Below are 11,150 nucleotides of genomic sequence, written 5' to 3'. Positions count from 1 at the left end.
TACTGAACTTAGGGAGAATATTGAATCCGATAAATCCGACCATTACTTTCTTCCGTAAAAATCAAACTTCCATCCGGTAATACTAATAATCCGACTGGGCGACCCCAGGTTTCAGGAATAGAAGGATTAACTAAAAATCCGGTTAAAAACTCTTCATAATAGCCTTGGGGACGACCTTGATTAAAGGGAATAAACACTAATTTATATCCCGTTCCTGCATTCCGGTTCCAACTGCCTCGAAAAGCAACAAATGCCCCATTTTTATATTGATTAGGAAAGGTATTTCCATCATAAAATTGTAACCCTAAAGCAGCAGAATGGGCTTGAAACAGAACATCAGGTTTTAATGTTTTTTGAACTAAATCCGGCCGAATACTTTGACCATTTTCAACATGACGCGGATCAAGGTTATTGGGTGTAAAATAACTATAGGGCCATCCATAGAATTCTCCTGGACGAATACGAGTCAAATAATCAGGAACTAAATCATCTCCTAAGCCATCTCGTTCATTAACAGTTGTATAGAGTTCTGTGGTTTGGGGATGGAAATCTAACCCAACAGGATTTCTAAGTCCAGACGCAAAAGTTTGTTGATTAGATCCATCTAAATTCATGATTTGAACTGATGCTCTAGGGAGATTTTCTTCACTCACATTCGTTTCTGAACCAATAGAAACATACAGTTTTTTATTATCGGGAGAAACAACAACATTTCGAGTCCAATGCTGGTTATATCCGCCTCCGGGTAACGTTGCTATTTTCTCCCCAGTTCCGGTCAGTTGATCTTGATTATTATAAGCATAACGTCTGACTTCGTTTGTATTTCCCAAGAAAAAATAATTGGGTGAAAATGCCATTCCAAAGGGAATATTTAAACCATTTTCTCCATCAGCAAAAGTTGTAATCTCATCCGCTACACCATCTTGATTGGTATCTTTTAATAACCGAATCCGGTTTTGTTTGGTTTCAGTCACTAATACATTACCCTTGGGTGTTAAGGCTAACCAACGGGGATTATCTAGGTTTTCAGCAAATATATTAACTTTAAATCCGGGGGGAACATTTAAAACGGGGTTATCTGGAATTGCAATAACTTGAGGCGGTTTAGAAGCACTATTACTATGAAAGGGTTGAGGTAAATTTTCTAAAGCAATCCGAATCGGTTGGGGGGATAAAGGCTTTGTTGAAATCGGTTTTGGGGGTTCGGGAGTAGCAGAAATAGCCGTTGATTCAGGATTAGAAATGGGGGAAGTGATGAGGTTGCGATCGCTATTTTGTTGACAAGCAATTAACAGCCCTAAAAATAAGATTGGAAAATAACGCCAATTCAACATAAAAACCTTCCCCTATTGATGAGTTATTTAATCTCTATTATCAATTATACAAAAAATCAAAAAAATGGGGGGTTAGAAACTCGGTTTCTGTATTCACCTAAGTAACTCAAAGGAAAGTTAAGTTATAAACTAAGTTTCTGAGTCCTGGTGTCAATTTTGAGATAAACTATGATTTGTCAAGATTAAAATTTGAGTTCCGCCATGAAAGTGATTGCTTTCGTGATTAAAACAGGGTTAATTCTGAGTTTTATATTAGGTTGGACAGTCCCCTCTGAGGCGACCAACCTCAAAACGATAGAACAATTAGTTAAAACTAAAGCTTGTCCTTCATTCCTTTGGCAAAGTTGTAACTTAGAAGGAGCGAATTTAGAAGGATTTGATTTATCGAATGCTCAGTTGTCAGGAGCAAATTTAAGACAAGCAAATTTAAAAAATGCCAATTTAAGATATGCTAATTTATCAGGAGGTAATTTGCGAAACGCTCATTTAGAAAATGCCAATTTATTAGGAGCAAATCTCAGCCATACTCAACTATCAGAAGCCAATTTAACCCATGCTAGTTTATTAGAAGCGAATTTTACTTTAGCTAATTTAACTCATGCTAATTTAGAAAAATCAACCTTATTGGGAGCCAGATTATGGGGAACAAACTTAACGCAAGCGAATTTAACTTATGCCAGTTTACGAGGCACTAATTTACAATATGCTAACTTAGAAAAAAGTAATTTAAGCTTTGCCGAATTAAACAGCTTATTGTTTCGAGATTCCCCTCAATTTACAAATCTCAGTAATGCTAATTTAGAAGGAGCAAACCTAGAAGGGGTTAATTTAGAAACCGTGATTTTAGAAGGTGCTGTCATGCCGGATGGTTCAATTCATGAGTAATCATTGAAGGTTAAAATCCGTTATAATAGTCCAGGAAATGACTCGCTTAATTCATGTCATGCTAGAAACCCTACAAACAAAATTGTATGAACTGGCACAACTGGCAAATGATCTGGTTCAAACCCAACTAACTCATCTAACTTGGGTGAGTATTGCTGTTATTTTTATGGCGGGTTTGTTGACCAGTTTAACGCCTTGTATGTTGTCCATGTTACCGATTACCATTGGCTATATTGGCGGTTATGAAACTGAAAATCGACAACAAGCCGCCATTCAATCCATTTGGTTTGCATTAGGACTGGCTACCACCTTAGCTGGGTTAGGAATTCTGGCATCTTTTGTTGGACAAGTGTATGGTCAAATTGGCTTTGGTTTACCCATTATTGTGAGTGTGATTGCAATTTTAATGGGGTTAAATTTATTAGAAGCTTTGCCCTTACAACTGCCTGCTTTTGATACAATGGGATGGATACCTAAACAGTTTCCCCAAAGCTTGAAATCCTATTTATTAGGGTTAACTTTTGGGCTAGTTGCTTCTCCCTGTAGTACCCCCGTTTTAGCAACATTATTAGCCTGGGTTTCTACAACAGGAGATATGATTTTAGGAGGAATTTTATTGTTAGCTTATGCAGTGGGTTATGTTGCACCCTTAGTATTAGCAGGAACCTTTACAGCCACGATTAAAAAAATGCTAGAACTGCGAAAATGGTCAAACTGGATTACGCCGACAAGTGGCGTTTTATTAGTTGGATTTGGTGTATTTTCGCTTGTGTTTAGATTGTTACCCGTTACTTAATCAGAGAGGAACATAAAATGGAGACAGAACTTTCATTATTTCAAAAAATAAGAGCGGGGGAAACCTTAATTCAAAAATTGTTGAAAAAAGAACTTCTCCCAAAATTGGCAGATTTAAGACTCGCTATTTTACTATTATTAATAATTGCGGTTTTTAGTATTTCAGGAACACTGCTTGAACAAGGTCAATCCCTAGAATATTATCAATCCAATTATCCTGAACATCCCGCTTTATTTGGGTTTTTAACTTGGAAAATTATTATTTTTATTGGGTTGGATCATGTTTATCGAACTTGGTGGTTTTTATCGCTTTTAGTGTTATTTGGGAGTAGCTTAACGGCTTGTACCTTTACCCGACAATTACCCACTTTAAAATCAGCCCGTCGTTGGACTTATTACGATAAACCCCAACAATTTCAAAGTATTGCTTTAAGTGCTGAATTAACCACAGGTTCTTTGACAGTTTTAGAAGCTTTACTGAAAAAACGTCATTATTTAGTCTTTCAAGATGGAAATAAACTTTATGCTAGACGGGGAATTATTGGAAGAATAGGGCCGATTGTTGTTCATGCCAGTATGTTAATTATTTTAGCAGGTTCTATTATTGGCTCTATTACGGGATTTACGGCTCAAGAAATGGTTCCCGGTGGCAATATTTTTCAAGTTAAAAATATCCTAGATGCGGGACAATTTTCTCAGGCTCAAATCCCTAAAGATTGGGCGGTTAAAGTAAATCGATTTTGGATTGATTATGATCCTGATGGCAGAATTGATCAATTTTATTCGGATTTATCGGTTATTAATAAACAAGGGGAGGAAGTTGAGCGTAAAACGATTCATGTTAACGAACCTTTTCGATATCAAGGCGTGACTTTTTATCAAGCAGATTGGGGTATTGGAGCCTTACGAGTGCGGGTGAATAAAAGCCCTGTATTTCGCTTACCAATGGCTCCCTTAGACACCGGAGGTCAAGGACGAATTTGGGGGACTTGGATTCCCATTAAACCGGATTTAAGCGCCGGGGTTTCTGTCTTAGCTAAAGATTTAAAAGGAACCGTATTAGTCTATAACGGAAAGGGTGAATTAGTGTCAACCGTCCGCGAGGGAATGTCAACCGAAGTGGATGGGGTGACATTATTTATTGATGAAATAGTTGGAAGTACGGGATTACAAATTAAAGCAGATCCAGGGATTCCGATTGTTTATTTAGGGTTTGGGTTGTTAATGATTAGTGTGATCATGAGTTATGTTTCCCATTCTCAAATTTGGGCATTAAAAGAAGGAGAACGTTTATATATTGGAGGCAAAACTAATCGAGCAAAAGTCACCTTTGAACGGGAAATTGTTGCCATTTTAGATGACTTAAATGATTTAGATCAAAATAATTTACTTTCTGTAGGTAATTTATCAGAAAATTTACAAAGTTAAATGGATCTAAATTCCAGTTTTGTTAGGTTTAGTAAAACTCTCGTATATGCGGGGGTTCTCCTAACATCACAACAGAACAGGTTAAACGATCTAACAATTGATTTGTGATATCACTAACCGCTAATCCAGCAGCAGTACGATATCGAGTTGCGCGGAGAACCACTAAATCAGCCGACTCAGAAGCGGTCAGAATTTGTCGAACAATATCGTGTCCTCGTCTGACCTCAATTTCTATTCTGGCTGCGTTTGTTGCCGTTTTTTCTTCTGTTAATTTAGCCAGTTGAGATTGAATCCAAATCATCCCTTTGTCAGAAGTTGAGCGATCGCATAAATGCAAAATGGTAATCGATAATCCCGAATTCCCTAATGCTTCTGCAAATTTTAACAATCTCACCGTTTCTTCTCCTAAATTTTCCACAGGAACTAAAACTCGTTGGATTTGTTGGGGTTCGATTAATAAACGAGAAACGGCAACAGGACAATGAGTATCCCATAAAACACCATCAATCAAATTTCCGAATAAACGAGCTTGAAATCCTCTTCTGCGTCCCCATCCCATCACAATTAAATTCGCTTTTTGTTCTCGTGCTGCTCGAACAATACCTTGAGAAATACTATCATCAATTCTTAATAAAGATTGGCAAGATACTTGTAAAGTAGTTGCTAATTCTTTAGCCTTTTCTAGAAGCAATTCACCTTTTTTTAAAGCCGTTTCTAATTCTGGAACATCCATGTTACCTCCATGGGGAACCGTAATGGCTAGAGGAATAATTTGACCAGAATGACCTTTAGCAAATAAAGCTGCCATTTCTATTAAATTACGTTCTGTACTTGGATTATAAACAGGAACAACAACCGTAAAAGTTTGAGCGAGTGGAAGAGTTTCTCCAACCTCAAAATCAGGTTCTATATGGGGTTCTGCTGAGGAAAGGGGAAGTCCAACAGCAACTCGACTCGTAATAATAGGGCCTAAAGTTGCCGTAACTAACAATAATACAATCACACTATTGAGAACTTCTTCATTAATTAATTGTGCTTTATAACCCACTAAAGCAGCGGCTAATGTGGCTCCAACCTGGGGAATAGATAATGACCACATGGTTAACAGTTCTTGGTTGGTATACTTATAAAGTAATTTACTAAAAAATGCAGCTAAAAATTTACTTCCTAGTAAAGCAAACACAATCGTTGCGGGAAAGGCAAAGGATAATATACTTTTGAGGAATCCTTGTAAATCGATTAATAATCCTAAATCTACAAAAAAGATAGGGATAAATAAAACACTTCCTACAAAAACAACTTTTTCTTTAACGGCTCCTTCTCCGACCACCTCATTAACGGCTAATCCTGCTAAAAACGCTCCAATAATTTTTTCAACTCCAATTAATTGAGCACCTAGAGAAGCCAGAAAAACGACTAACAATACAAATAAAAATTGGTTTCCTTCTTCCTTACCAATTTTATTAAAAAATAATCTACCTAACCAATCAAAACCAAACAAAACAACAGCCGTATAAATTGCCAAGGCTAAAATCAGAGCAGCCATGTTAGCAATTGAAAAGTCTCCAGCATGAACTGCTATACAGACTGCTAAGACTAATAATGATCCAATATCTGTAAAAATTGTCGCTCCGATGGTAACAATAACAGCTTCATTATTAACAACTCCTAATTTGCTAATAATGGGATAAGCTAATAAAGTATGGGAAGCTAATAAAGACCCAATTAAAATTGAGGCATTCCAATCCCAACCAAATAAACGACCGACTAAAATACCCGCAGACAGAGGAATTGCAAAGGTTAAAAAACCAAACCCCATTGAGCGATCTTTCCGGCGTTTAAATTGCTTAATATCCACTTCTAAACCAGCCACAAACATCAGGTAAAGTAACCCAATGTCCGATAGAAGTTTCATCATCGGTAATTCCGTTGATAATATTTTTAACCCATAGGGCCCTAAAAGAACTCCAGCCACTAATAATCCTATGAGTCCAGGAAGTTTCAACCGTTCAAATAGAATGGGTACCGTTAAAATAACCAACAGTAAAACTGCAAATGGAACAATCGGTTCTGCTAAAACTTCTGCAAAGTTACCCATAATCAAAAGAAAAATAAATTAAATTCAATCAAACTAGCTTTTTAGACTGTAAAGGATGAATCGGCTTTGTGGCTATATTCCTCTGGAGATGTTTTTTTATTATCCCATAGTAGAGGCATTTAATCAAAGGTCTCTACTATAGATTCATGGATTTTTTAACACAGAGGTTTGAGTTTGCAGCCAATTTGTGGCTTCTATTCCAGATTTTAACGCACCTTCTATTTGATTCCCTCCACACCAATCTCCTGCACAAACTAAGGGTAATGGGGTTAGGGTTGTTAAACAAGAAACACTTAAAGGTTTCCGACAAAACCCATAACGCCAACGATGAATTTGTAACCAGTCTGGAGTTTTTAACTCAGGTAATAAAGTATTTGCAGCTTGATGAATTAACTGTTCTCCGGCTAAAGTTAAATCAGTTTCTTCTAAATATTGTTCTGCAAAGTTTCTGTTGCTCTGAATCACAAAAACAGGTTGTGTGGGATTCAAGCGTTTACTACTATCAACTCCTACCCAATCTAATATTTTATCATCAGAAAAACTAACGGCCCTCCATTTAGGTAGAGCTTGACTCTTATCAATGGAATAACCGGCTATGACTGTAATGCAAGGATCGTATTCAACGGATTTAATCGAAGCTATAAAATTAGATTCAATGGCTATATTAGAGGCTTCTAATAACATCAACACTTGAGGAGCAGGAATAGCAATAACAACAAATTTTGCTATAATTGAGGATTCTATCGCATTGCTATTGATTGATTCTATATGGCATTGCCAAGTTTTTTCTGGAGTAATCGTTAATGCGTTAACGCGACTATTTAAGCGAATATTTAACCCCTGGGCTAAAAATTTTCCGACCGTACTCATCCCAGAGGGAATGATATAATACGGTTGAGAAATAGCCGGAATTTGGAGTTTGTTATCTTTAAACTCATAGACAGTATTTGTCCACAGTTGGAGTTGATTTTCTAAGGGTTCACAGGTTTTTAATTGTTCAATTAACTGTTGTAATTGTTCTCCTTTCGCTTCTAAATAACGCACCCCATGATCGGCGCGAGTACCTGATAGTCGTCGGGTTGCCATTCGTCCACCTACCCCTCTTGATTTATCTAAAATAATCACACTATATCCTGCTTTTTTAAACTGTTGAGCACAGGTTAAACCGGAAACTCCAGCACCAATTACGGCAACATCAAATATTATTGAATTCATGGGTATTATTGACTCCTGATTTTAAGAATAAGTATACAGAAAATTATGAAGATTATTTTTGCAGATTTTCCCAAATAGTAGTAGAATAGGACAGAGAAAAACTCCGAATTGAGGAGGATATCAACTTTGGATGAACTAAGATCCGCATTGGAACTGGCAACAGAAGAGGAGTTGGAGCAGTTAACAGAACTCTTGTTTAGTCGGGGTTTAAACCCTTTAGACTATGTGCAAACTCCCCATCCCATTGATGTTCAAAGTCGAGACCGGGAAGCGTGGTTAGATGCCTTAGAACAGCGTTTTCGCTACCTGGCCGCCGATGGGGTAACAGTGCTGCGAAGAAAAACGCAACAGGTCACTTACCGCCAAGCTTTAATTCAAGTTTGCCACTATTTGAAAATTTCTTATTCAAAAAACCTGTCAACTTCAGATTTAGAGGCGGAAGTTTTTTTACATCTTTTAGGTCAAGCTTGGAAACGTTTACCCCAGTCAGAACAAGCCGACTTAACTCAAAAAGTTCAAAAAGCTTTAACAGAAACAAGACCTTTAAAACCCTTACCGATTTCGGCTCAAAAAGATCCGTTAGGATGGTTATTTAAAGCCGGAAGTTTGGTAGCCGTTAATTCTGTAATTAGACCAATAATTTTAGGACAAATTGCCCGTCAATTTACCTTACATTTTGCTAAATATCAAATCGCAAAAGAAGCCTTAGTTGTGGGAAGTGCCACCGCAGCTAACCAATTTAAAAATTATGTTGCTATTCAAACTGCAAACCGAGGAATGGCGGTTACGGCGGCAAGATATGGGTTAACTCGGAGTGTATTTTCCTTCTTGGGGCCGTTGTTATGGACGTGGTTAATTGCGGATTTAGGATGGCGCTCAATTTCAACTAATTATGCGCGGATTATTCCTACTATCTTTACTTTAGCACAAATTCGTTTAACCCGTTCAGATTGGGCTTATACTTAATCTTGATTTGAGGTTTGATAACGAGCTATAAGTCATGAAATTAATCCTTTTACCCCACCCAGAACAACGATTACAGTTACCTTGGAATTGTTTACAATGGGGGGTATTTTTATTTCCAATTTTACCCACATTTGGCGGAATTGCCCTTGTTTTTGCAACCCTTCTAACTTGGAAACGCCAGTTTAAATCCATTCGTCAAAATCCCGTTAATCAAGGGTTAGCGATTTTAAGTTTATTATTAATAATTATTTCTGTTTTAGCTTATGACCCAGTTGAATCTTTTATTGGTTTAAGTAATTTTATCCCCTATTTTATTGTATTTGCAGGGTTAAGTGAAATGATTCAAACTGCAAATCAACTGCGGTGGTTATCTGGGTTAATGATTCTTTCGGCTATTCCCGTTGGAATTTTAGGTTTAGGACAACAGTATTTAGGATGGTCAGGAATTGATATTTTACAAGGAATTTTAGGCTGGAGTTTACATCTCAATGGAAATCCTCCGGGTCGAATGTCATCCGTCTTTATGTATGCTAATATTTTTGCAGCCTATTTAGTAATTATTTTTACATTAACCTTGGGATTATTGATAGAAGAATGGCGGAATAAAGCTCAAACGTCAATTTTTACAATTCAAAGTTATAACTTGAGAATAACCCTCTTAGTATTTACCTTATTATTAACTGGAATTGACTTAATTTTAACAAACTCTCGTAATGCTTGGGGATTAGCAGTTTTATCAAGTTTAGCCTATGCGTTATATTTAGGATGGTGGTGGTTAATCCTATTAGTTAGTACAGGAATAACAGCCGTTTTCGGGTCAGCTTTTGCACCCTCTCCAATTAAAGAAGGATTAAGAATCATTATCCCCGCTTATTTTTGGCAAAGAATTACCGATCAAAATTTTGTCCGTCCCGTAGAAACCCTAAGAATTACCCAATGGAAATTTGCTTTAAATTTAGCCCAAACTCGCCCATTAAATGGATGGGGACTCAGAAATTTTACCCCCCTTTATGAAGCTAAAATGAACGTTTGGTTAGGTCATCCCCATAATTTATTTTTAATGATGTTCGCAGAAATGGGGATTCCTACAACCCTATTTTTTATGCTGATTGTGGGTATCATATTAACTCAAGGATTTTTAGTGTTAAAAAATAGCTTAATCAATCCTTCAGACCGATTAATTTATTATAGCTATTTAATTACCTTTTTAGCGTTAATTTTATTTAACTGTTTTGATGTCACCTTATTTGATTTTCGAGTCAATACCTACGGCTGGCTAATTTTATCAGGCATTTGGGGAGTAGCTTGTACAATTCAAAAAACTAACCCTTATAAAATTTTATCATAACGCCGAATATCCGGCGGACTCGCCACTAAACCTTCAATTTGAGTTAAAGCTTTTTGCAGATGAACACTGGCTAAATGGTTTTGTAAATGTTCTAAAGTTTCCCATTGTTCTACAAAGGTAAAATCAGTCAAATCCTGTTGATTTTGTAATAAATCATATTGCAAACAACCTGATTCTTGGCGAGTCGGTTCAACTAACGCCAATAATACCGCTTTTAAGGCTTCTATTTTATCCGGTAACGCCACAACATGGGCTATAACCTGCAAGGGTTGAGTCATTTTTAAGTTCTCCTTAAATTCAGTTTATATTTTATCATTTTTGCTGAATATTTTGCTAGATTATGATTTAATTTCTACTGAAATTTCAGGAACCGTTTACCCGGAATTTAATCGAACCGATAACCCACAGAACGCACCGTTTGAATAAAAGAAGGATTTTTAGGATCAGGTTCAATTTTTTGGCGAATGTGGCCAATATGAACATCAATTAACCTTCCACGATCATTGCTCTCATCCTGATAACCCCAAACTTGTTGTAACAATTCTGTTCGTTTCCAAGCTCGACCGGGTTTACGAGCTAAACAATACAGTAGATTAAAATCCAACGCACTTAATAAAACTAATTCACCTTTAACATAAACTTCTCGGCGATTCGGATTAATGATTAAATCTCGATATGTTAGGCTTTGAACTTCTAAATCAGTCATTGACCGTTGACGCTTCAAAATAGCCTTTATCCGCAGACTTAATTCTTCTAAATCAAAGGGTTTCGTTACAAAATCATCGGCTCCTACTTTTAACCCAAGTTTGGGATCTTGTTCACTGGTTAGCATTAGAATAAAGACATGGGTTCGACTTTGCATTTCTCGACATAATATTAAACCCGTTGTATCCGGCAAATTCAAATCTAGTATCACTAAATCAGGGTTGAACTGTTCAAAAACTTTTAATGCTGTATCACCATCCTGTGCAACCTCCAGTTGGTAATTTTGTTGACTCAGATAGCGATTAATTAAATTTCTGATGGCTGGATCATCATCAACTACAAGAATCTTTGCTGATGTCATGGCTACAGGGTTAAG

10 protein-coding genes are annotated in these 11,150 nt (G+C 36.8%); 5 read left to right on the top strand and 5 right to left on the bottom strand.

The genetic code is table 11. The features are described from left to right. Nucleotides 1-8 precede the first annotated feature (8 nt). Nucleotides 9-1,334, bottom strand: coding sequence for a sorbosone dehydrogenase family protein (locus tag H6G57_RS01325; RefSeq protein ID WP_190515392.1), 1,326 nt, complete (start codon nt 1,332-1,334; stop codon nt 9-11). A gap of 201 nt (nt 1,335-1,535) precedes the next feature. On the opposite strand from H6G57_RS01325, the gene H6G57_RS01320 reads away from it, so the two are divergent. The 3 genes from H6G57_RS01320 to H6G57_RS01310 are packed head-to-tail and all read left to right on the top strand — an operon-like array spanning nt 1,536 to nt 4,442. Next, a complete protein-coding gene (locus H6G57_RS01320) occupies nt 1,536-2,219 on the top strand; it encodes a pentapeptide repeat-containing protein (RefSeq protein WP_190515390.1) in 684 nt (227 codons plus the stop codon). A 58-nt stretch (nt 2,220-2,277) separates the two neighbouring features. After that, complete coding sequence (locus H6G57_RS01315; RefSeq protein ID WP_190516268.1) at nt 2,278-3,015, top strand: cytochrome c biogenesis protein CcdA; 738 nt, start codon at nt 2,278-2,280, stop codon at nt 3,013-3,015. A 17-nt stretch (nt 3,016-3,032) separates the two neighbouring features. Further along, complete coding sequence (locus tag H6G57_RS01310; protein ID WP_190515388.1) at nt 3,033-4,442, top strand: cytochrome c biogenesis protein; 1,410 nt, start codon at nt 3,033-3,035, stop codon at nt 4,440-4,442. A gap of 28 nt (nt 4,443-4,470) precedes the next feature. Here the strand turns inward: H6G57_RS01310 and H6G57_RS01305 are convergent, their stop codons facing one another. After that, a complete protein-coding gene (locus H6G57_RS01305; protein ID WP_190515387.1) occupies nt 4,471-6,540 on the bottom strand; it encodes a cation:proton antiporter in 2,070 nt (689 codons plus the stop codon). A 144-nt stretch (nt 6,541-6,684) separates the two neighbouring features. Next, a complete protein-coding gene (locus tag H6G57_RS01300; RefSeq protein ID WP_190515385.1) occupies nt 6,685-7,755 on the bottom strand; it encodes an NAD(P)/FAD-dependent oxidoreductase in 1,071 nt (356 codons plus the stop codon). Nucleotides 7,756-7,881: 126 nt separating this feature from the next. Between H6G57_RS01300 and H6G57_RS01295 the strand changes: the two genes are divergently transcribed. Together H6G57_RS01295 and H6G57_RS01290 are read left to right on the top strand one after the other, a co-directional pair. Then, nucleotides 7,882-8,721 (top strand): YaaW family protein, encoded by an 840-nt coding sequence (locus H6G57_RS01295; RefSeq protein WP_190515383.1) that lies wholly within the window; start codon nt 7,882-7,884, stop codon nt 8,719-8,721. Nucleotides 8,722-8,755: 34 nt separating this feature from the next. Further along, nucleotides 8,756-10,069 carry an O-antigen ligase gene (locus tag H6G57_RS01290; RefSeq protein WP_190515381.1) on the top strand — a complete coding sequence of 438 codons (1,314 nt, stop codon included), beginning with the start codon at nt 8,756-8,758 and terminating at the stop codon, nt 10,067-10,069. Here H6G57_RS01290 and H6G57_RS01285 read toward each other — a convergent pair. Next, a complete protein-coding gene (locus tag H6G57_RS01285) occupies nt 10,051-10,347 on the bottom strand; it encodes a putative quinol monooxygenase (protein WP_190515379.1) in 297 nt (98 codons plus the stop codon). The two genes, H6G57_RS01290 and H6G57_RS01285, sit on opposite strands and share 19 nt — an antisense overlap. 107 nt (nt 10,348-10,454) lie before the next feature. Continuing rightward, the gene (locus H6G57_RS01280) at nt 10,455-11,135 is read right to left on the bottom strand and encodes a response regulator transcription factor (protein ID WP_190515378.1); all 681 of its coding nucleotides are present in this window, start codon (nt 11,133-11,135) and stop codon (nt 10,455-10,457) included. Between the last annotated feature and the right edge of the window lie 15 nt (nt 11,136-11,150).

The sequence above is a fragment of the Planktothrix sp. FACHB-1365 genome, assembly GCF_014697575.1.
Taxonomy (GTDB): Bacteria; Cyanobacteriota; Cyanobacteriia; order Cyanobacteriales; family Microcoleaceae; genus Planktothrix.
The sequence above is the reverse complement of the archived record's forward strand: the minus strand, read 5'-3'. Positions and strand labels throughout refer to the sequence as shown.

Excerpts from the sequence above, each read along its gene's own strand:
- H6G57_RS01325 (WP_190515392.1), bottom strand. The coding sequence starts at position 1,334 with ATGTTGAATTGGCGTTATTTTCCAATCTTATTTTTAGGGCTGTTAATT.
- H6G57_RS01320 (WP_190515390.1), top strand. The coding sequence starts at position 1,536 with ATGAAAGTGATTGCTTTCGTGATTAAAACAGGGTTAATTCTGAGTTTT.
- H6G57_RS01315 (WP_190516268.1), top strand. The coding sequence starts at position 2,278 with ATGCTAGAAACCCTACAAACAAAATTGTATGAACTGGCACAACTGGCA.
- H6G57_RS01310 (WP_190515388.1), top strand. The coding sequence starts at position 3,033 with ATGGAGACAGAACTTTCATTATTTCAAAAAATAAGAGCGGGGGAAACC.
- H6G57_RS01305 (WP_190515387.1), bottom strand. The coding sequence starts at position 6,540 with ATGGGTAACTTTGCAGAAGTTTTAGCAGAACCGATTGTTCCATTTGCA.
- H6G57_RS01300 (WP_190515385.1), bottom strand. The coding sequence starts at position 7,755 with ATGAATTCAATAATATTTGATGTTGCCGTAATTGGTGCTGGAGTTTCC.
- H6G57_RS01290 (WP_190515381.1), top strand. The coding sequence starts at position 8,756 with ATGAAATTAATCCTTTTACCCCACCCAGAACAACGATTACAGTTACCT.
- H6G57_RS01285 (WP_190515379.1), bottom strand. The coding sequence starts at position 10,347 with ATGACTCAACCCTTGCAGGTTATAGCCCATGTTGTGGCGTTACCGGAT.
- H6G57_RS01280 (WP_190515378.1), bottom strand. The coding sequence starts at position 11,135 with ATGACATCAGCAAAGATTCTTGTAGTTGATGATGATCCAGCCATCAGA.